The organism is Kitasatospora sp. NPDC093550, from assembly GCF_044764985.1.
Taxonomy (GTDB): domain Bacteria; phylum Actinomycetota; class Actinomycetes; order Streptomycetales; family Streptomycetaceae; genus Kitasatospora.
Genome location: NZ_JBIWJF010000010.1, coordinates 280,475 through 301,129 on the forward strand (window position 1 = coordinate 280,475; position 20,655 = coordinate 301,129).

Sequence of the window (20,655 nt, forward strand, 5' to 3'; positions counted from 1 at the left end):
GACGGACGTTCCGCCGCCGAGGGATGACAACGTCCGTCGGGTGATGCTGGCGCAGCGCAGCGTGGACACGGCTCACGAAATCGCCCTCCGTCGGGCGCTGCACTCGATGGGCTTCCGGTACCAGGTGAACCTTCCTCCACGCGCACGACGGATACATCAAGTTTCCGGCGAAGCACCGAACGGGAACGGGGCGCGCGGAGAGTTCGTGTGACGCCAACAGCAACGGTCGGCCGATTTGTACAGTGACAGGCTGTCCGACGGGCCGAGGGCTACCACCAGCGCTTCGGCCTCGTCCACGTCGACTTCGCGACGCAGCGGCGCACCCCGAGGGCCTCGTACGCGTGGTACCGCGACCTGATCGCCGCGCAGCGGGCGCGGCACGCGTAGTCAGGGCCGCGGGGCTCGGTCGGGTCCGTGACGGCGGACGGCGGACCGCGGGCGTCGTGGGCGCCCGCGGTCCGGTGGTGCGGCTAGCCGACCACGGCCGGGGAGCGGGGCGCCTCGGGGGCGGGCTCCGGCTGGTAGGACTCGGTGTGTCCTTCGACGTGGAGGTGGGGCAGGCGGCGGTCCAGCCAGGTGGGCAGCCACCAGTTGCCGCGGCCGAGCAGGTGCATCACGGCCGGTACCAGCAGCAGGCGGACCAGCGTGGCGTCGATCAGGATGGCCGAGCCCATGCCGACGCCGATGACCTTGATCGGCAGGTCGGGTGACGGGACGAAGGCCGCGAACACGGCGACCATGATGGCCGCCGCCGCGGTGATCACCCGCGCGGTGCCCGCCAGTCCGCTGACGATGGACTCCGCGTTGTCGCCGGTGCGCAGCCAGGCCTCACGCATCCGGCTCACCAGGAAGACCTCGTAGTCCATCGAGAGGCCGAAGAGGACGGCGAAGGTCAGCACCGGGACGAAGGCGGGCAGCGGGGTGGGGCTGTCGATCCCGATCAACCGGCCGGCGGTGCCGCCTTCGAGGACGAGGGCGACCACGCCGTACGCGGCGCCGACGGAGAGCAGGTTCATCACGGCCGCCTTGAGGGCGACGGCGAGGCTGCGGAAGGCCACCAGGAGCAGGAGCATCGACACCGTGACCACGCCGCCGACCAGCAGCGGGATGCGGCGGGCGATGTTGTCGGTGCTGTCGATCGCGGCAGCGGTCGCCCCGCCGACGTGCACCCGGACGCCGGGGCCGACCGCGGCGGGGACGACGTGGTCGCGGAGGTCGCGGACCAGGGTCTTGGTGGCGCTGGACTGCGGACCGCTGTCCGGGACGACGGTGAGCAGCAGCGAGCGGCCGTCGGAGCCGGGCACCGGAGGGGTCACCGCCGTGACACCGGGCACCGCCTTCAGCGCGGCGGGCAGCGAGGCGGTCGCCTCGGCGGGGGTGCCCGGCGCCAACTCGGCGACCAGGACCAGCGGTCCGTTGCTGCCCGCTCCGAAGCCGGTGGCCACCGTGTCGTACGCGAGCCGGTTGGAGCGCCCGGCGGGGTCGTTGCCCGCGTCGGGGAAGCCGAAGCGCACGCCGAGGAACGGCGCCGCGAGCGCCAGCAGGACGACGACCCCGGTGACGGCGCCGAGGACGCGGTGCCGCTCGACGAGCCTGCTCCAGCGCAGCCAGCCGGCGCCCACCGGGCTCTCGCCCCGGGCGGCGCGGCGCTGGGGCAGGGGCAGCCGGAGGCGCTCGATGTGCCGGCCGAGGTAGCCGAGCAGGGCGGGGAAGAGGGTGGCGGACGCGGCGATCACGACGAGCACGGAGAGGATCGCCGAGACCGCGGCGCCGCGCATGAACGACAGGCCCATCGCGAACAGCCCGAGCATGCTGACCACCACGGTCATTCCGGCGACCACGACCGCGCGGCCCGCGGTGTCCAGCGCGGCGACCGTGGCGGCCTCGGGTTCGAGCCCCTCGGCGCGCCACTCGCGGAACCGGGTGACCAGCAGCAGCGCGTAGTCGATGCCCACGCCGATGCCCAGCATCGCGGCCAGCGAGGTCGACCAGTCCGGGACCGGCATGACCGCGGCGAGGACCGGCAGCAGGGCGCTGCTGACCGCGAGCCCGCCGAGCGCGGTGAGCATCGGCAGGCCGGCGGCCACGACCGAGCCGAAGGTGATCACCAGGATCACGGCGGCGGCCGCGATGCCGATGGCCTCCGAGCCGATCGCGCCCTGCTCGGCCTGCTGGACCGACATGCCGCCGAGGTGGACGCGCAGACCGTCGTCCACGGGGCGGGCGAGGTCGAGCAGCTGCTGGGTGTCCGCCTTCGGCATGTCGGGGGCGGCGGAGACGTCCAGGTGGATCTGCCCGAGGGCGGTGCGGCCGTCGGCCGACACCTTTCCGCGCGGGCCGTACGGGTCGTCGATGCCGCTGACGTGCGGCACCTCGGCCATCCGGGCGAGCAGGTCCCTGACCCGGTCGCGGGTGGCGGGCTCGGTCACGCCGTCGTCGGAGGTCAGCACCAGGCTGATCGATTCACCGCCCAGCCCGGGGAAGTCCCGTGCGAGCAGCTGCTGGGCCTGCTTGGAGTCCGAGCCGGGCGCGGAGTAGTCGGCGCTGTACTTGGCGCCGAGGCCGGCCGAGAGGCCGAAGGCCGCGCCGGCGGCGAGCAGCCAGAGCAGCACCGTGCGACCCCGGTTCCGGAAGCTCCAACCGGCTATTCGGGGCCGGGCCTGTGCGGCCCGCTCTCCCCGGCGGTTGTCCGCCGGTCCAAGGGCAGTCCCTGGGACATGTGGTCCTCCGTACGTCGTCGGGGGCCCCGTCCCCCGGCAAAGCGTTACGCTTCATAACGCGTCTTATGTTGCGTAACGTTTCCCTCGACGAGTACGGATTGTCAACGCGGTGCTGGCGCAGCGAGCCGATGGAGATGGGATGACGGGTGGATCGACCGGAGAGAGCGGGGGACGGAGCCGCCGGGAGCGGCTGCGCGCCGACACCGTGGAGGAGATCAAGCACGCGGCCCTGGGCCTGATCGTCGAGCGCGGCGCCGCGAACCTCCGCTTCACCGACATCGCCCGCAGCATGGGGATGACCCCGCCCGCGCTGTACCGCTACTTCGCCGACCGGGACGAACTGCTCACCGCCCTGGTCGCCGACTCGTACGACAGCCTGTCGGACGCGTTGACGGCGACCCGCGGGACCGTGCCGCGGGACGACCTGGACGGGCGCTTCGTGGCCACCTGCACCGGCTACCGCACCTGGGCGCAGCGGAATCCGGAGCGCTTCGCCCTCATCTTCGGCTCCCCCGTGCCCGGGTACGCGGCCCCACCGGACGGACCGACCGTGGTGGCCGGCCGGCGGGCGATGGAGCACATGGTCGAACTGGTCGCCGACACGGCCGAACGCGGCCGGCTCGGCAGCCCGCTGGTGCCCGACGCGGGGGAGGCCCTGATGCTGGCCTGGGCCACCGTGCACGGCTTCGTCACCCTTGAGGCGCACGGCCACTTCCACGGGCTCGACCAGGACGCGCGGGACCGCCTCTTCGCCGTCCAGGCGGGCGTCGCCGCGCGCACCGCGGGGCTGTCGCCGGCCGGGGACCAGGGCTGACCAAGGCCCGGACGGCGGACCGCGACGCCCCGGGCGGCGAGGACCGCACCGTCCGCGTCCCGCCCCCGTGGGTGCCGGGAGCGGGACGCGGTGCGGGCTCAGGGCCCGCCGGGGGCGAAGGGCCGTGTCCTCTCAGGCCCGGGTGGCTCAGTACCAGAGGTCGGGGCTGAGCTGGTAGTCGTAGCCGCTGCCGGGCTGCCAGTAAAGGCGGACCTCGGCCTTGTAGTCGTGGCCGGGGGTCGGGTTGGTGAGGCTGTAGGTGTAGGAGTACTGGCCGGAGCGGCAGGGGAACGAGGTGGAGAGCGCCTGGCTGCCGGTGGTGTAGTCCCAGATGATGATCTGCTCGGTGCAGTTGTTGCTGGCGAAGTCGGTGTTCACCTGCGCCGACACCTGGCCGCCGCCGGCGCTGATGCAGGTCTGCTTCCAACCCGGGCCGGCGCAGCCGCCGCCGCTCGACGCCGACGCCGTCCCGGCACCGGTCAGTGCGATCCCGCCGGCGAGCGCGGTGGTGGCCAGGCCCAGGACGACCCGGCGGATTCCCTTGACGGACATGTGCATTCCCTTCCTGTCGGCCCGGTCCGGTTGACCGGGCCACGGCATGAGGCTCGGTCATGACGATGGACATTCGATGAGCACGCCGAGCAGGTGCTCGGTCTCGGCCGCGTCGGCGTCGAGGCCCAGCCGCCGGAAGAGCTCGTGCGCCTGCCCGAGGCAGACACGGGCCCGACCGCGGTGGCCCAGGACGGCGAGGGCCTGGCCGAGGGTGCGGAGCACGGTGCCCTCCACCATCCCGCCGACGCAGTGGGCCTGCGGAAGCGCCTCCTCGGCGGCCCGGAGGGCGGCCGTCGGCCGTCCGGCCGTGAGGTGGATCCGGGCGATCAGGCCGCCGGTCGCGGCTCGGAAGGCGGGCAGGCCGAAGGAACGGAATCGGGCCAGGGCGGACTCCGCCCGTTCCAGAGCCCGTGCGAGGTCGCCGCAGAGGTGGAGGATCCGGGCGAGGTAGTAGCTGCCGACGGCCGAGGAGATGGACACCTCGCCGCCGGTCAGTTCGGCACACCGCTCGCCGGCCGCCCGGGCCCGGGCGAGGTGGCCGCACCTGGCGTGGTTGTAGCCGAGCTCGCCGAGTGCGAGGCCCTCGGCGGTCTCGTCGTCGAGATGGTGGAACAGCGACGACGCCTCCTCGAGCGGACCGATCGCCGCCCCGAAGTCGCACAGCACCCGCGCGTTCGCCCCGAGCAACTGGAGGACGTTGGCGCGCAGGCGGCGCAGCGCCGCCCCCGCGCACAGCGGCAGGCAACGGCGGAGCTCCTCGCCCGCCGCCGCGTAGGAACCGACGTGCCAGAGCATGCTGCCGCGGACCGAGCGGGCGAGCGCCTCGGCGTCCCGTTCGCCGCGGTCCGACGCGGCTCGGGCGACCCGGGCCGCCAGGTCGCCGACCGTGGTCGTGTAAGCGCGACCGAACAGGATCGAGCCCATCTTGTCGGTCAGATCGGCGGCCTGGGCGAGCGGCAGGGCCGGGTCCTGGCAGGCCCGGCGGATCACGGCCTGGTGGAGTTCGGTCTGCTCGTGCAGCCAGGCGGAGGCGTCCTCCACCGTGTCGAAGGTCCTGCCGGGCGCGGCGGTCTCCGCCGTGATCAGGCTGCGACGGGTGTGCTCGACGCGGTGGGCGGTCGCCTCGGCGTTACGGGCGGTGGCCAGGCAGAAGGCGAGCAGCCGGGCGTACCCGGCCGAGACCTCCGCGGGGTCGTCCTCGTCGGCGCTGCGCCGACGGGCGAAGACCCGCAGCAGATCGTGGAGCCCGTACCGGTCGGTGGCCGGTGAGGTCAGCAGGTTCAGGTCGACCAGGGACTCCAGGAGCCCGCGGGTGCGCTCCGGGGCGCGGTCGAGCAGCGCTGCGGCCGGGCCCAGACCGAGCACGGCCGTGTCCGGAAGGGCGAGCAGCCTCAGGGCGCGGGCCTGTTCGCCGTCGAGCCGGGCATAGGAGAGCGCCAGGACCGGCTCCACCGCGGTGTGCTGGTGGGCGAGTTCGGCGAGTCGGGTCTGCTCGTCGGTCAGGGCGGAGGCCAGGTCGGTCAGGGACTGCGCAGGGTCGGCGGCCAGCCGGCAACCGGCCACCCGTACGGCCAACGGCAGCAGGCCGCCGGCCGTGACGATCGCGGTGGCGGCCCCGGGCTCGGCCTCGGTCCGGGCGCGGCCGGCGACCGTGGCGAGCAGGTCCAGCGCCTCGGCCGGCTCCATCGGGTCGAGGTGGAGGTGGTGGGCGCCCTGAAGACGGGTCAGCCAGACCCGGCTGGTGACCAGGACCGCGCAGGTCCGGGCACCGGGCAGCAGCGGGGCGGCCTGCTCGGCGGAGGCCGCGTCGTCGAGCAGCACCAGGAGGCGACGGCCGGCCACGGTGGTGCGGTAGAGCGCGGCACGTTCGGCGGGGTCCGCCGGGATCTCCCGGTCCGCGACGCCGAGCGAGGCCAGCAGCATGCCGAGTGCCTCGGCCGGGTCGAGCGGGTCGGCCTGGGTGCCGCGCAGGTCCAGGTGCAGCCGGCCGTCGGGGAACCGCGTGCGCAGGGCGTGGGCGACGTGCACGGCCAGACTGGTCTTCCCGGAGCCTCCGATTCCGTTGATCGCCGAGATGGCCACGGAGCGCGGGTGGGGCCGGGTGAGCAGGGCGGTCAGCTCCGCGACGGCGCTCAGTCGGCCGGTGAAGTCGGCCAGCGGGGTGGGAAGTTGTTCCGGTGCGGGCGAGTTGCCGCTCACGGGGCGGGTCGCCGTGCCGAGGGTGGGATCGGCGCGCTGGATCCGCGCGTGCAGCGCGTCGAGCTCCCGGCAGTCCAGCCCCTCGGCGCGGTAGTCGCGCCGGGCGTCGGCGTAGACGGCCCGCGCCTCGGCGGGGCGGTCCGCCACGTGGTACTCCAGCATCAGCAGGGCGCGGAAGCGCTCGCGGAACGGATGGGCGAACACGGCCTGGTCGAGCTCGACCAGGCAGGACGGGTTGTCCCCCAGCTCGACGTCGAGGGCGAGCTTCGCCTCCAGTGCCGCCACCCGGCGTTCGACCAGGTGGCGGCGCAGCTCGACGGCATGGCCGCCGGGCAGTCCGGCGAGCGGCTCGCCCTCGAACAGGGCCAGCGCCCGGGTCAACAGGTCGCGGGCCCGCGGCCGGTCGGCGGAGAGGTCCTCCGCCTGCGCGACGAGGCGGTCGAAGACGAAGGAGTCCAGCGACGTGGCGGGGACGTCGAGGCGGTAGCCGCCGTCGACGGTGACCAGGAGGTGTTCGGCGTGGTGGTCGCGCAACACGCGACGCAGCCGGTAGGCGTGCGTGGCCAGGACGGACTTGGGGCGCGTCGGGGGGTTGTCCTCGTCGAAGACGCCCTCGGCGAGGCGGGCGGCGGTCAGTGGCCGGCCCGGGTGGGCGAGCAGCATGGCGAGGAAGGCCTGCTGTTGGCTGCGGCCCAGGTCGAGGCGGTGGTCGCCGGCCCGGGCGGTGAGTGGGCCGAGCAGGTGGAAGCGCAGCTCGGAGGTGGTGGGGGCGGGTGTGCCGGCGGGTGTGCTCAAGGGTGTGCTGGTGGGTGGGCGTTCGGTGGTGGGTGCGGGCTCGGTGGCGATGACGGCTCTCCCGACGGCTCGTCGGTCCCCGGGCCGGACGGCGCGCCGGGGCTGATGGGTGGCGGTGGCGCGTGGGGATCCGCCGCGGACTCGCCTCCGGGGGCCGGAGGCCGGGGCGGAGGGCCGGGCGCGGGGGTGCCGGGGGCACGGCGCGCGGGGCTCAGCGGTTCTCCGGTACCGGCCGGACGACGTGGGGGCTCTCGGTGGAGCCCGGGCCGGCGATCCTGCCGGTGATCCTGCCGGGGAGCCGACCGGCGGTGCGCCTGACCGCCTCGGTCCCGTGGCCGGCCGGGCTGGACACCCGGGTCGCGTACCGGGCGGAGCGGTCGCCGTCCGGAGCCGCGTGGGCGACCGGACGGCTGTCGCCCTGCACCATCGGAGGCGCCTCACCGCGCTCGGCGATGCCGGCCGCGACTCGATGGATGCACATGGCGGTCCCACTCATCAGTTCGTCCTCTTTCCATCGCCGGGGATTCCGAGCGGCTTGCCGACCGGATGGAGATCACGGCTACCGACGGGATTGTGCGATGGGCCGGTTGACGAGGCGTTGACGCGCGCGTTTATTCGCAGACGGACGCCCTTTCGCGCGGCTGCGAAAGGAGGGCGGAGACCGGCCAGGCGGGACGGCCCACCAAACGGCTCACGGCCAGCCGCAGGGCGCGGGGCTGATGGTCGCACGCGGCGACCAGGGCACGCGCCGCGTCCGGTTCCCGGACCAGGCGTCCGGTGCCCAGGGCACGGGACAGCAGCTCGATCCCCTCGTCCGGCGTCATCCGGCCGACGGTGACGGTGTGTCCACCGGGCAGCGGGCGGCCGGCGGTGACGATGGCCGCGCTCCCCGGCTCGGCCGGCAGCAGCGGGCGGACCTGTGGGGCATCGACGGCGCCGTCCAGCAACACCAGGACCCGCCGTCCGGCGAGCAGCCGGAGGTAGAGCGCCCGCAGGTCGGCGACGCCCGTCGGGACGGCGTGCTCCTCGACGCCCAGGGCTCGCACGAAGGCGGCCAGGACGGCGGCCGGAGCCGTGCCCGGTGCCTTCCCGCCCAGGTCGGCGTAGAGCTGGCCGTCGGGGTGGCCGGGGGCCAGCAGGTGCGCTGCGTGGAGGGCGAGCGTGCTCTTGCCGTAGCCGGGCGGCCCGGTGACGGTGACCCACCGCGGTCCCGGTGCGGCCAGGGCGTCGGCGAGCTCCGTCAGCAGGGCCGCGCGGCCGGTGAAGTCGGCGACGTCCGGAGGGAGTTGGAAGGGCCGACGAACCGGCCGGGGGGCCGTCCGGGAGGCCCAGGGGGTCCAGCCCGCCAGGTCCGCGGGCCGCCCGCGGAGGCGTGCGGCCAGTGCCGCCGCCTCACCGCCGCGGGCGGTGCCGGCGAGCAGGGCCAGCGCCTGCTCGGTGCGGCCGGCCCGGGCCAGCGCGAGCGCGTGGGGGACGGCGGTGGCCTGGTCCGGGCCGGGTTCCGCCGGGAGCGGCAGTCCGAGTTCGACGTCGAGTTCGAGCCGGGCCAGCCAGGCGTCCTCCCGGCGCCCGGCCAGCATCCGGCGGTCGTGCTCGGCGAAGGGGCCCGGCACGCCGTCCAGGGCCACCGGCCCGGACCAGCGGCCGAGCGCCGCTGTGAGCAGGGCGTGGGCCCGCTCGGGCTGCCGGTTGCGACGGGCGGCGGTGGCGGCGGCGATCTCGGCGAGGAACACCGCGCGGTCGATGTTGGCCGGATCCGCCTCCAGCCGATACGCCTTGCCGACGTGCCGCAGGACCTTGCCGCCCTCGACGCCGCCGCCCTCGACGCCGCCGCCCTCGACGGTGTCGTCCGCGCCGGCCAGGGCGCTGCGCAGTCGGTACATGGTGGCCGGCAGGCCCCTGGACCGGTCCGGCGCCCCGTCCGCCTCCTCGCCCCAGACGCCGTCGATGATCTCCGCCACGGGCACCGGCCGCCCCGCGTTCGCGAGCAGGACGGCGAGCACCGCGCGGTCCCGGGCCCGGTTCAGCCTCAGCTCCCGGTCGCCGCGCCGCGCCCTGAGCGATCCGAGCGTGCTGAAGTGCAGCTCCAGTGGGATCCTCCCTATGCGATCGAATTCGACATTCGGCCATGCTACGGAGGCGGTGCACGCCGACAAGGGGGCCGGTCGATATCCCGCCACCGGCCGCTGAATGCGGCGACTCCACACAGGCGGTACACGAAGTAGCCGGGTCGGTCGACCCTCTCGACTCCGTGGGCGAACCGTCGACATGAAGGACGGCCGCGTCCGGAACTCCACCCCGAGGGCCGTCCGCCGGCGTGATCGTTCAGGAAATCAACCGATCCAGGCTTAAGGGGCGCTTATGGATTCAGGTGTTGACGTGTCCGCGGCTGCGCGGGACGGTGGGGCGGGCGGTGCAGTCCGCGCCGCCGACCGCCCCCCACCGTCTCCGGAGTCCTTGTGATCACTCGCCGGACCATGCTCGGAGCCTGCGCCGCGGCGCTGACCGCGCCCGCCGTGTTCGCCCTGTCGCGGACCGCGGAGGGCAGCACCACGCCCCAGCGGCTCGACGTCGATCTGGTCAACACCGTGGCGTCCCAGCCGGTTTACGCCTACGTCCTCGGGCTGGACCCGGCTCAGGGCGGCAGTTGGGCCTTCCTGCGCTCCGACGGCAGCACGCTCTACCACCCGCCCTCCCCGGCCGGGCCGGGTGCGCCGCTCGGCGCCGACTGCGCCATCGCCCTGGGGCCGGCCGGCGGCACCCCGCGACGGATCCGGCTGCCGTACCTCTCCAGCGGGCGGATCTACTTCTCGATCGGCCGCGAGCTGGTCTTCCTGATCAACCCGGGCCCGGGCATCGCGCTGCCCTCGGTGAGCAACCCGAGTGACCCCAACATCGGCACCTCCTACGGATTCTGCGAATTCACCTACGGGCCGGACCAGTTGTACGCCAACATCAGCTACGTCGACTTCGCCGCCGTCCCGATCGCGTTCGACCTGACCGCCGGTGACGGGCGGCAGAGCGTCGGCGGCCTCCCCGTCGGCGGCCTGGAGTCCGTCGCGAACGCGCTGCGCACGCAGGCCGCCGCCGACGGCGGTGACTGGGCCCGGCTGATCGTTCCGGACTCCGCCGGCCGGACCCTGCGGATCCTCAGCCCCAACACGGCGATCAGTGCCGAACCGTCGCTGTTCAAGGGCTATCTCGACGACTACCTCGCCGCCGTGTGGCAGAAGTACCGGAGCACCGACCTGGTGGTCGACACCCAGGCCGGCTGGGGAACCGTCACCGGCCGGGTCGTCGACGGCGTGCTCACCTTCCCCGGTGTCGGCGGCTTCGCCAAGCCCTCCACGGCCGCGGTCTTCAACTGCAGCTCGGCGCCGTTCACCACCGGCAACGACCTGATGGGCAACCTGAGCGCGCGGCTGGCCGCCGCGCTCAACCGCACCACCCTGCTGGACGATCCGCGCCAGCCGGACGGCGAGAACCCGGCCGCCTTCTACACCGCCGCGCGCACCAACCACTACGCCCGCATCCTGCACGCGACCAACCCCGACCACCTCGGCTACGCGTTCCCGTACGACGACGTCCACCCGGCCGGGGTGGACTTCGAGGGCAGGGTGCAGTCGGCGAGCCCGGCGCTGCTGTCCGTCTCCGTCGGAGGCGCCCGCGGCCCGGTCGACCCCGGTCCCTCGCCGCACCCCGGCGGCGGGACGAGCGCGTTCGGCACCATCCAGGCCGAGTCCTACGGCTCGCAGTCCGGGACCGCCACGGAGAGCTGCGGGGACACCGGCGGTGGCCAGGACGTCGGCTGGATCGCGAACGGCGACTGGCTCTGCTACCCGGGCGTGGACTTCGGCGGCTCCGGCGCGACCCGCTTCCTGGCCCGGGCCGCCTCCGGCGCCGCGCCCGGGGTCAGCGGGCTGGTCCAGGTGCGGCTGGACAGCGTGACCGCGCCACCGGTCGGCAGCTTCGCGGTCGCCGGCACCGGCGGCTGGCAGAGCTGGCGGACGGTCCCCGCCGACATCGCCCGGACCACCGGCACGCACACCGTGTACCTCACCTTCGCCAGCGGCCAGGCCGCGGACTTCGTCAACCTCAACTGGTTCACCTTCGCCTAGAGATCGTCTTCGCCCCCCTCGTCCGCCCGGTGCGACTCGGTCGCGGGGGTGGGCGTGGCGGGGGAGGGGGTTGGCGGGGACCGGGGGCGCTCCACCGCCTCGAAACGCGGCGCCGGCCACGGCGCCCGGTCGGCCCCACGGCGGACGGGCCTGTCCGCCGACATGCCGGCCTTCTTCGGGGACCGGCTGGGGCCGGAACTCCAGCCGCGCGGGCGCCGCCGGGCGGGCGGCTGTGCGGCACGTCACACGGGCCGCCGGCGGAGGCCCGAAAGCCGGGCTGACCAGGGGAACTTGGCCGGGTCCGTGATCGGCGGCGCCGGTCCGGGCGCGGCATCGAGCTTGCGTGCGGACGGTTCCCTCGTCCAGTCTGCTGCGAGTCCACAGCCGAGGGGGGAACGAAAGGGTCCTCCCCCGCATGGCCAAGCATTCGAAGCACCGCCGCGGCGCGCCCACCCGCGGACGCCGTCTCCTCTCCCTCGGCATCGCGCTGGCCGCCACCGGAACCGGCGCGGCCGCCTGGGCCCTGCCGTCCGCCCCGACCGAGCCGGTCGTGGTCGACTCGATCGCGATCACGCCGACCGGGATCGGCGCCGGCACCCCGGTCACGGCCACCGCCAAGCTGCACGCCACCCGCCAGACCACGGTCCAGGCACTGACCATCGCGGTGCGCTCGGCCGGCGGCGCCCACGAGGACTTCCGCGGCGCGATCCCCGCGACGCTGACCTCCTCGCAGCTCACCTTCACGCCGCAGAGCCGCACCTTCCCGGCGGGCACGTACACGTACTTCGTTGCGTACGAGATCGCCAACCGCTGGCACAACCTGAGCCCGGTCGGCACCTTCACCTCCGGTGCCTCGGGTGTCTCTGGTGCCTCGGGAACCCCGTCGGCCCCGGCGTCGACCCCGTCGGCCCCGGCGTCCGCGTCCCCGACCGCGACGGCCACCGCCTCGCCCTCGCCGGCCGCCACGGCCACGCGGACCGCCACGCCGTCGCCGACCGCCACGGGGACCGCCACGCCGTCGCCGAGCGCGACCGCGACGGGGACTCCTACGCCCTCGCCGACCGCCACCGCGACCGCCACGCCGCCGACCGCGACCCCCACCGCGACCGCCACGCCGACCGGCGCCGCCGCCGGGCCGCTGGGCATCGCGGGCTCCTGGCGCCCGGTCTTCGCGGACGAGTTCAACGGGAGCTCGCTCGACGCCGCCAAGTGGAACCCCAACTGGTTCGGCTGCAGCACCTGCACGACCCAGCCGGTGAACTCCCAGGAGGCCGCCGCGTACTCCCCGTCCCAGGTCTCGGTGAGCGGCGGCAGCCTGCACCTGACGGCGGTCCAGAAGCCGGCCACCGTGAACGGCAAGACCTACCCGTACACCTCGGGTCTGATCAACACCAACGGCAAGGCCCAGTTCGCCTACGGCGCCTTCGAGGCCCGGATCTACGTGCCGGCGTCCGGCACGCAGGTGGCCAACTGGCCGGCGTTCTGGGCGGACGGCCAGAACTGGCCGACCGACGGCGAGCTGGACGTGATGGAGGGGCTGGGCGGCGACGCCTGCTACCACTTCCACTCCGACGCCGGCGGCCCCGGCGGGTGCGCGCACGGTGACTTCAGCGGATGGCACACCTACGGCGCGGAATGGGCGCCGGGCTCGGTCACCTACTACTACGACGGGGTGAAGGTCGGTCAGATCACCACCGGCATCACCTCGGCGCCGATGTACCTGATCCTCGACAACGCCATCGACTCCAAGTACCCGGCCGTCGCCCCGGCGGACATGCAGGTCGACTACGTGCGGGTCTGGCAGCACTGAGCCCGACCGCGCCCCGACCGCGCCCTGATCGCCCCCGACCGGGGCCCGGTCAGGGCGCGGCGGAGTGCCGGCCGAGGCGGGTGAGGGCGTCGCGCAGCGCCGCGCGGGTGGTGATGCCGAGCTTGGGGAAGGCGCGGTAGAGGTGCGCGCTGACCGTACGGGGGGACAGCCGCATCTGCTCGCCGATCTCCTTGTTCGTCAGGCCGCCGGCGGCCAGTTCCGCGACCCGGCGTTCCTGCCAGGTCAGCGGGTCGGCGGCGGGAGCGGGGGCCTGGGGGTGGGGCGTGACACCGGCGGCCCGCAGTTCGGCGTGGGCGCGTTCGGCCCAGGCCGTGGCGCCGAGGCGGTCGAGGGTCTCGGCGGCCCGGGTGAGGACGGCCCGGGCCGCCGCGCCGCCCCGGACGCGGCGTAGCCGGATCCCGTGCGCCAGCCGGATCCGGGCCAGCTCGAAGGGGAAGCGGTCGGCGGCGGGGTGGGACTGGGCGCGGGCGAACAGGTCCGCCGCCTCGTCCTCGTCGTCCGCCGTCAGGGCGAGGGCCCCGTAGGTGACCAGGGCCAGGCGCGGGGAGAGGTCGGGGAGGCCGGTGTCCCGAGCGGCCAGGGCGTGGGCGCGGGCCTGTTCGGCGCGTCCGGTGTGCAGGGCCGCCTCGACCAGGTCGAGCAGGGTGCGGGAGGCCTGGTAGGCGTAGGGCCGGAAGGCGCCCGGTGCCGTGATGCCGATCGCGTAGAGGAACGCGGTCTCGTAGTCGCCGGCGCTCAGCGCGGCGGTGGCGCCGACGGCGTCGGCGATCTGGGTGAGGAACCCGAGGCCGCGCGGGCGGGCCCAGGCGTCGACCGTGGCCTGCAGGTCGCGGGCCTCCTCCGCCCGGCCGCGCACGGCGGCGAGTTGGGCCAGGTAGGCCCGCGTCTGGTGCGCGAACAGCGCGTGGCCGCGTTCGGTGGCCAGGGCGAGCGTGCGGTGTCCGGTGCGCTCGGCGGCCTCCCACTGCCCGATCGCCATCTGGTCGAGCATGATCAGGTGCAGCATGACGATGCCGCTGGACATCGCACCGGTGTCCAGTTCACGGTCCACGACCCGCTCCAGGTACGGGCGCAGCGGGCTCAGCACGTCGAGGTGGTAGGCCGACACGGCCAGCCGCGTGACGTCCCACGGGTCCTGGGCCTCCAGGCCCGCCGCGGCCCGCTCCACCGGCTCGGACCAGCCGGCGCCGTGCCGCACCACGTCGCTCCAGGTGCTGCCGTACAGCCACGCCCGTTCGGTGCCGAGGTCGCCGAGGGAGGTGAGGACCTCGTGGGTGCGCTGCCACGCGGTGCGGCTCCCGGCGTACTGGCTGACGGCGAGCAGCAGGCTCACCAGCCGGTCGAGCACCGGGTCGCCGGGGGCGGGGCCGCTGTCGCGCAGTCGCTCGACCGCCGAGACGACCTGACGGTGCGTGGCCCGCACGTCGCCGTTCTGGTACAGCGCCAGGTAGGCGTTGGCGAGGACGGCGGCGGGGTTCTCGTCCGAGCCGGGCGCCGTCGCGGCCGCTGCGAGGCTGCGGGCCTGGCCGAGGCGGTCCGCCTGCCCGGCGACGTACGCCGCGTCACCGAGCCGCCTGGCCCGGTCGGCCCGGTTCTCGCTCAGTTCCGCGGCGCGGGTCAGCCAGTCCACGGCGATCCGCGCGCCGCCGCGCCGGGTCGCCGAGCGGGCGGCGGCCTCCAGGACGGCGGCCACCCGCTCGTCGGGGTCGACGGTGGCGGCGGCCAGGTGGGTGGCGAGGCGTTCCGGGTGCTCCCGGTGCACCTGCGCCAACACGCGGTGGGCGGCGCGGCGTTGGTCGGTGGTGGCCAGCTGGACGATGCTCGACCGGACCAGCGGGTGGCGGAACGCGAGGTCGCCGGTGGTCGGTTCGACGACCAGCAGACCGCAGGCGACGGCCTCGTCGACGTCACGCATCCGGTACCGCGTGGTCGGGGCCGGGCCGTCACCGGGGCGGGCCGTCGCGCCGTCGAGGGCGCCGGCCAGCAGCTCCGCGCGGACGCTGTCGTCGAGGCGCGCGAGGCGGGCGGCGTAGATCGCCTGGATCCGCCGGGGCAGCGGGACGCCGTGCGGGCCGAGCAGGTCCTGCGGCGCCCGGTCACCGGGGCGGGACGCGAGGTGGGCGGTGATGTGGGCGGGCAGCTCCAGCAGGGCCAGCGGGTTGCCGCGGGCCTGGTCCAGGACGAGCCCGCGGACCTGCCGGTCGAGCTCGGGGTGGTTTCGGTCCAGCAGGCGCGCGGCGTCCGCCTCGGCGAGCGTGCCGACCGCTGCCTCCGGCAGCGCCGTGGTGTCGAACCGGGAGGCGATGTCGTCGCGGACGGCCACCAGGAGCTTGACCCCGGGGCTGCCGGCCAGTCGGCGGCCGACGAAGCCGCAGACGTCGGCGCTGGCGTCGTCCAGCCACTGGCCGTCGTCGAGCACGAGCAGCAGCGGCCGCTGCGAGGCCGTCCAGGACAGCAGGTTGAGCACGGCGATGCCGAGGGTCATGACGGGCGGCGGCGGGCCGGTCATCTCGCCGAAGACGGCGTCGAAGGCCGCGCGGGCGGCGGCGTTCAGCTGTCGGCCGGACTGTCCCGGGCCGTCGTCGGGGAGCAGCGGGTAGAGCAGCTGGTGCAGTCCGGCGTAGGGGAGCCCGGTCTCCGCCTCGACGCCGGTGGCGCGGACCACCAGGTGCCCGTCCTCGGCGGCGAGCCGCGCGGTCAGGTCGAGCAGGGTGCTCTTGCCGACGCCCGCTTCGCCCCGCAGGACCAGGGCCTGCCCGTCGGGGGCCCGTACGAAGTCGGCCAGCCGCGTCTGCTCGCCGTTCCGACCGACCATCACCGTGCCCGGTTCCACGCCCGGTTCCCTCCCCTGCGCCCGGCTCCCTGCCCCCGATCCCCGTCCCGGCGCCGGTCCCCGCCCGGTCCTTGCCCGGGCCGTGTGGCCGCAACCGTATTCAACTGGACGGTTAGTTGATTACACTGTGCTCAGGTTGAAGCTGTCAAGTAACCGGTTAGTTAGGAGTTGGGTGCAGTGGAGCGCGACGCCGGGGCCACCAAGCGGAGACTCCTCGCGGCCGGCCGGGCCGAGTTCGCCGCGCACGGGCTGAACGGTGCCCGCGTCGATCGCATCGCCGCCGCCGCGCGGAGCAACAAGGCGCAGATCTACCACTACTTCGGGAACAAGGCCGGGTTGTTCGACGCGGTCTGGAACGAGCTGGTCGAGCAGATCGTCGTGGGCGTGCCGCTCGACGTGGACGACCTTCCCGGCTTCGCGGCGAGCCTGAGCGACCTCTACGCCGAACACCCGGACATGCCCCGGATCATCACCTGGCAGCGGCTGGAGTACGGCGACGCCCCCAACGAGCTCGGTGTCGCCTCGGTGCGCGAGCGCAGCGCCGCCATCGCCGAGGCGCAGGCCGAGGGCCGGGTCTCCACCCGGTTCGACCCCGAGGTGCTGTTCGCCCTGCTGGTCCACCTCGCGATGCTGTGGCCGGCGGCCAACCCCGAGGTGCTGGCGGTCGCTGGCGTCGCCGACCCGGCGCGGCGCCGCGAGCTGGTCCGCCGCATCGTCACCGTCCTGACGGAGTGAGCCCCCGCGAGGCTCACTGTCCCGGCCGGGCGGGCGCGCCGGTCCGCCGGGAACGCGGAACGGTCCGCCGACGTCCAGCGTCGACGGACCGTCACGGGGGCGCGGACACGCCCTCGGGGGCTCAGCTCAGGGTGCGGACCGCGGCGGCCTCGTACGGGCGCAGCTCCGCGAAGCGGTCGGAGAGGACCTTGGCGGCCCACTCCGGGTCCTGGAGCAGGGCGCGGCCGACGGCGACCAGGTCGAACTCGTCCCGCTCCAGCCGGTCGAGCAGGTTGTCGATGCCCTGGACCGGGGCGCCCTCGCCGGCGAAGGCGCGGACGAAGTCGCCGTCGAGGCCGACCGAGCCCACGGTGATGGCGGGGCGGCCGGTGAGCTTCTTGGTCCAGCCGGCCAGGTTGAGGTCCGAGCCGTCGAACTCGGGGATCCAGTAGCGGCGGGTCGAGGCGTGGAAGGCGTCGACACCGGCCTCCGCGAGCGGGGTGAGGATCGCCTCCAGCTCCTCGGGGGTCTCGGCGAGGCGGGCGTCGTAGTTCTCCGACTTCCACTGCGAGTAGCGGAAGATCACCGGGAACTCCGGGGAGACGGCCGCGCGCACCGCGGCGACGAGCTCGGCCGTGAACTTCGTCCTGGCGACCGGGTCGCCGCCGTAGGCGTCGGTGCGGCGGTTGGTGCCCGCCCACAGGAACTGGTCGAGCAGGTAGCCGTGGGCGCCGTGCAGCTCGACGCCGTCGAAGCCGATCCGCTCGGCGGCCGCGGCGGCCTCGGCGAACGCGCCGATGACGGCGTCGAGGTCGGACCGGGTCATCGCCCGCCCCGTCCCCTCGGTGCCGTCCAGCCGGATGCCGGACGGGCCGACGGCGGGGGCGTCCGCGAACGGCGGGTCACCCTGCTTGCGCACCATGCCGATGTGCCACAGCTGCGGCACGATGGTGCCGCCCGCCGCGTGGACGTCCTCGGCGACCTTGGCCCACCCGGCCAGCTGCTCCTCGCCGTGGAAGCGCGGGATGCTGTCGCTCTGGCCGGCCGACTCGTGGCCGACGTACGTCCCCTCGGTGACGATCAGGCCGACGCCCGCGGCGGCGCGGCGGGCGTAGTACGAGCGCACGTCCTCGCCGGGCACGCCGCCGGGGGAGAACTGGCGCGTCATCGGCGCCATCACGATGCGGTTGGGCACGGTCAGCCCGTTGATGCGGACGGGGCGCGACAGGATCCCGGCCGTGCGGGAGGCGGCGGGCTCGGCGGTCGTGGCGGGCTCGGTGACGGTCATGGGTTCCTCGAGGACGATGATGTGTGCCGGGGCGGACACGGTTGCCCGTGCCAACCATCTCGGCAGCCTCCGCATTTCGCCGACCGCGCGGAACCCGACGTGATCCGCGTCACGTCCCGCCGGTGGCAGCGCGGGGCCGGCGACCCGCGGCCGTCAGTGCGCGGAGAGCACCAGGCGGCGGGTGTCGTTGCGGTAGCCGAGGCGGTCGAAGGCGGCGGCCATCGGGGCGTTGGTGAGGTCGGTGTCGGCGCGGATGCGTTCCGGGGAGGCCTCGGCGGCGAGGATCCGGGTGATCTCGGCGAGGAGGTCGTCGGCGTAGCGGCGGCCGCGGTGCTCCGGGAGGACGCCGAGGTAGCCGACGACGGGGAAGGCGTGGTTGCGGGAGGGGATGCCGAAGCCGACCGGCTCGCCGTCCGGGGTGCGGGCGACCCGCCACCAGGAGCGGTCGCCGAGCATGGTGTCGCGGTAGAAGGCGACGTCGGCGCGGGCCTGGGCCTCGGCGCCGAGGCGTTCGGCCTCCTTGCGGGTGTCGGCGTCGAGGGTGCCGACGAGCACCCGGCGGAACAGGTCGACGAAGACCTCGTCGTCGGGCTCGGCGGTGAGGAGGAGGCGGCCGGACGGCTCGGGGAGGCCGACCGGGGGCGTCCACTCGTAGCGCAGGCGTTCCACGCTCGCCGGCAGGCCGGACCGCCGGGCCGCCTCCCGGCGCCAGGCCACGGCCTCGGCCGTGCCGGGGCGCTCGCGCCAGTTGCCGGGGAGGATGAGGTGGTAGTCGGGGGCGGCGTCCGCCCCGGCCGCGGCGTAGGCCGCGTGGGCGGCGGTGAGCAGTGCCGAGGCCAGCTCGGTGCGGTCGTCGGCCGAGCCCGCCGCGTCGCGCAGGTACAGCCCGTCGAGGGCGGAGGGCAGGTCGTCGTCCGGGTCGCCCCACCAGACGGCCAGGGCGAGCGGAGGGCCGTCGGGGGCGTCCTGGACGATCCAGGTCCAGTCGGTGCGGTACTCGCCGTCGGCGAGCCGGGCCCGGTAGGCGTCGGCGGTCAGGGCGGAGCACTGATCGGGGGCGATCAGCGGGAGGACCCGGTCGAGGTCGGCGGTGGCGGTCGGACGGATGATCACAGTGGCTCCGTGTCGGTCGAGTTGGCGGGGATCGCGGTCAGGTCGGTCCTTGCGGTTCTATCGCACGCGACCGGCTCCGGGGGCGGAAGGGTGGTCGGTGGACGATCGGCGGCCGGTCGGGTGGTGTTCGGGAGGGTGGTCTCCGGCAGGGCGGTGTCCGGAAGGGCGGTGACGGTGTGGCGGCGCCCGGCCAGGCCGACGGCCGCCAGGAACAGGCCGGTGCAGCAGAGCAGCAGGGCGCTGCCGCGGTCCCGGGCGGTGCCGAACAGCCGGCCGACGGTGGAGCCGAGCGGGCCGCCGGGGGCCACCAGCGGTTCGCAGACCTGCGAGGCGAGCGGTCCGGCCAGCAGGTAGCCGAGCAGGGTGCCGCCCTGGGTGAACATCCGGCGCAGGGCGAAGACCCGGCCCTGGGCCTCGGCGGCGACGGCGGACTGCCAGAGCACCTGGGCGCAGCTGGAGACCACCGGCAGGCCGAGGAAGAAGGTGAAGGCCGCCGCCGCCAGCACGCCCGGCCGGGGGTGCAGGCCCGCCGCCAGAACGGCGGCGCCGCTGAGGACGGTGGCCGCGGTGACCCAGGCGAGGGGCCGGCGCGGCCCCGACCAGATCGACATGGCGACACTCCCGGCCGCCAGGCCGAGACCGCCGGAGGTGCTGACCATCGCGACCGCCGCGTTCTGCTCGGCGGCCGGGGTGCCGGCCAGGACCAGTGGCAGCAGCACGGCGGTGGCGGCGGCTTCGGCCCCGTTCAGCACGGTGACCACCCGCAGCAGGTGCCGCAGCCCGGGCTGGCCGGTGAGCAGTCGCCGTCCTTCGGCCAACTCGTGCATCCAGCCCCGGCGTTGACCGGTCCCGTCGGCCTTCCCCGGTGGTCGGGAGCGGACCGTACCGCCGGTCGGCTCGGGGAAGCGGGCGACCAGCAGGGTCAGCAGCCCGAGACCGAAGGACACGACGTCGGTCACCAGGACGGCGCGCAGTCCGCCCGCGCCGAGCAGGACGGCGGCGAGCATCGGGCCGAGCAACTGGGCGCCTGCCAGGGCGGTTTGGGTCATCGCACCGGCCCGGCCGCGCTGCTCGGGCCGGACCATGCCGGTCACGGCGGCGGCGAGCGCGGGCCACTGGAAGGCGGCGCAGCAGGACTCCACGACGGTGGTCGCGTACACCTGCCAGACGGCCAGGTGGCCGGTCGTCTCGGCGGCGGTCAGGGCCACGGCGGCGAGCATCGCCGCCGCGTCCGCGCAGAGCAGGACGGTCCGGCGGCGGTGGCGGTCCACCAGGACGCCGGCGGCGGGGGCGACCAGCATGCCGGGGGCGAAGCCGAGCAGCAGACCGGTGGCGAACTGGGTGACGGAGCCGGTCTGCTGGTAGATCCACAGGCCGAGGGCGAAGCCGGAGACGCCGGAGCCGAGGGCGGTGAGCAGCCGGCCGGCCCAGACGATCAGGAAGGTGGTCACGGCAGCTCCGGAGGGGGCGGCGGAGGAGGGGCGGGGGTCAGGGGCACGGGCGGCGGCCTCCGGTCCGGGGGTGGCGGCGAATGGTCGGGGGGAAGGGCGGTGGGGGGGGGGGGGGGGGGCCCCCCCCCCCCCCCGGGGGGGGGGGGGGGGGGCGGGGGGGGCCCCCCCGGGGGGGGAACCCCCGCGGGGGCGGGGGGGGGGGGGGGGGGGGGGGGGGGGTAAACCGG

General features: G+C 75.1%; 13 protein-coding genes and 1 pseudogene. 5 read left to right on the plus strand and 9 right to left on the minus strand.

The features are described 5' to 3' along the window. Positions 1-261: 261 nt before the first annotated feature. Positions 262-387, plus strand: a pseudogene (locus ACIRD3_RS18975) (family 1 glycosylhydrolase); the annotation flags it as partial. Between the two features lie 83 nt (positions 388-470). Here ACIRD3_RS18975 and ACIRD3_RS18980 read toward each other — a convergent pair. Continuing rightward, positions 471-2,612 carry an MMPL family transporter gene (locus tag ACIRD3_RS18980; protein WP_402217670.1) on the minus strand — a complete coding sequence of 714 codons (2,142 nt, stop codon included), beginning with the start codon at positions 2,610-2,612 and terminating at the stop codon, positions 471-473. A 247-nt stretch (positions 2,613-2,859) separates the two neighbouring features. Here ACIRD3_RS18980 and ACIRD3_RS18985 point away from each other — a divergent pair, with 247 nt between their 5' ends. Further along, positions 2,860-3,534, plus strand: coding sequence for a TetR/AcrR family transcriptional regulator (locus ACIRD3_RS18985; protein WP_402217673.1), 675 nt, complete (start codon positions 2,860-2,862; stop codon positions 3,532-3,534). Between the two features lie 147 nt (positions 3,535-3,681). On the opposite strand, the gene ACIRD3_RS18990 is transcribed toward ACIRD3_RS18985, so the two are convergent. The 4 genes from ACIRD3_RS18990 to ACIRD3_RS19005 form a co-directional block, all read right to left on the minus strand. Next, the gene (locus ACIRD3_RS18990; RefSeq protein ID WP_402217675.1) at positions 3,682-4,086 is read right to left on the minus strand and encodes a hypothetical protein; all 405 of its coding nucleotides are present in this window, start codon (positions 4,084-4,086) and stop codon (positions 3,682-3,684) included. 57 nt (positions 4,087-4,143) lie between these two features. Continuing rightward, on the minus strand, positions 4,144-7,080 hold the full coding sequence (locus tag ACIRD3_RS18995; RefSeq protein ID WP_402217678.1) for a BTAD domain-containing putative transcriptional regulator: 2,937 nt from the start codon (positions 7,078-7,080) through the stop codon (positions 4,144-4,146). Positions 7,081-7,291: 211 nt separating this feature from the next. After that, positions 7,292-7,576 carry a hypothetical protein gene (locus tag ACIRD3_RS19000; protein ID WP_402217681.1) on the minus strand — a complete coding sequence of 95 codons (285 nt, stop codon included), beginning with the start codon at positions 7,574-7,576 and terminating at the stop codon, positions 7,292-7,294. Between the two features lie 115 nt (positions 7,577-7,691). Beyond that, positions 7,692-9,083 carry a BTAD domain-containing putative transcriptional regulator gene (locus ACIRD3_RS19005; protein ID WP_402217683.1) on the minus strand — a complete coding sequence of 464 codons (1,392 nt, stop codon included), beginning with the start codon at positions 9,081-9,083 and terminating at the stop codon, positions 7,692-7,694. A 456-nt stretch (positions 9,084-9,539) separates the two neighbouring features. Between ACIRD3_RS19005 and ACIRD3_RS19010 the strand changes: the two genes are divergently transcribed. Both ACIRD3_RS19010 and ACIRD3_RS19015 read left to right on the plus strand, forming a co-directional pair. Then, entirely contained in the window at positions 9,540-11,198 is a 1,659-nt protein-coding gene (locus ACIRD3_RS19010; protein ID WP_402217686.1) for a beta-1,3-glucanase family protein, read from the plus strand. A gap of 415 nt (positions 11,199-11,613) precedes the next feature. Continuing rightward, the gene (locus tag ACIRD3_RS19015; RefSeq protein ID WP_402217688.1) at positions 11,614-13,008 is read left to right on the plus strand and encodes a family 16 glycosylhydrolase; all 1,395 of its coding nucleotides are present in this window, start codon (positions 11,614-11,616) and stop codon (positions 13,006-13,008) included. Between the two features lie 49 nt (positions 13,009-13,057). Here ACIRD3_RS19015 and ACIRD3_RS19020 read toward each other — a convergent pair whose 3' ends face one another. After that, a complete protein-coding gene (locus ACIRD3_RS19020; protein ID WP_402217727.1) occupies positions 13,058-15,844 on the minus strand; it encodes an AAA family ATPase in 2,787 nt (928 codons plus the stop codon). A 195-nt stretch (positions 15,845-16,039) separates the two neighbouring features. Here ACIRD3_RS19020 and ACIRD3_RS19025 point away from each other — a divergent pair, with 195 nt between their 5' ends. Then, on the plus strand, positions 16,040-16,597 hold the full coding sequence (locus tag ACIRD3_RS19025; RefSeq protein ID WP_402217691.1) for a TetR family transcriptional regulator: 558 nt from the start codon (positions 16,040-16,042) through the stop codon (positions 16,595-16,597). Positions 16,598-16,718: 121 nt separating this feature from the next. On the opposite strand, the gene ACIRD3_RS19030 is transcribed toward ACIRD3_RS19025, so the two are convergent. The 3 genes from ACIRD3_RS19030 to ACIRD3_RS19040 form a co-directional block, all read right to left on the minus strand. Next, positions 16,719-17,864: an NADH:flavin oxidoreductase gene (locus ACIRD3_RS19030; protein ID WP_402217694.1), complete on the minus strand. Its 1,146-nt coding sequence runs from the start codon at positions 17,862-17,864 to the stop codon at positions 16,719-16,721. A 153-nt stretch (positions 17,865-18,017) separates the two neighbouring features. Beyond that, entirely contained in the window at positions 18,018-18,977 is a 960-nt protein-coding gene (locus ACIRD3_RS19035; protein ID WP_402217697.1) for a GNAT family N-acetyltransferase, read from the minus strand. Beyond that, the gene (locus ACIRD3_RS19040) at positions 18,974-20,428 is read right to left on the minus strand and encodes an MFS transporter (RefSeq protein ID WP_402217699.1); all 1,455 of its coding nucleotides are present in this window, start codon (positions 20,426-20,428) and stop codon (positions 18,974-18,976) included. The genes ACIRD3_RS19035 and ACIRD3_RS19040 overlap by 4 nt, the downstream gene beginning before the upstream one ends. Positions 20,429-20,655: the final 227 nt, after the last annotated feature.

Excerpts from the sequence above, each read along its gene's own strand:
- ACIRD3_RS19000 (WP_402217681.1), bottom strand. The coding sequence starts at position 7,576 with ATGAGTGGGACCGCCATGTGCATCCATCGAGTCGCGGCCGGCATCGCC.
- ACIRD3_RS18990 (WP_402217675.1), bottom strand. The coding sequence starts at position 4,086 with ATGTCCGTCAAGGGAATCCGCCGGGTCGTCCTGGGCCTGGCCACCACC.
- ACIRD3_RS19020 (WP_402217727.1), bottom strand. The coding sequence starts at position 15,844 with ATGGTCGGTCGGAACGGCGAGCAGACGCGGCTGGCCGACTTCGTACGG.
- ACIRD3_RS19015 (WP_402217688.1), top strand. The coding sequence starts at position 11,614 with ATGGCCAAGCATTCGAAGCACCGCCGCGGCGCGCCCACCCGCGGACGC.
- ACIRD3_RS19030 (WP_402217694.1), bottom strand. The coding sequence starts at position 17,864 with ATGACCGTCACCGAGCCCGCCACGACCGCCGAGCCCGCCGCCTCCCGC.
- ACIRD3_RS18985 (WP_402217673.1), top strand. The coding sequence starts at position 2,860 with ATGACGGGTGGATCGACCGGAGAGAGCGGGGGACGGAGCCGCCGGGAG.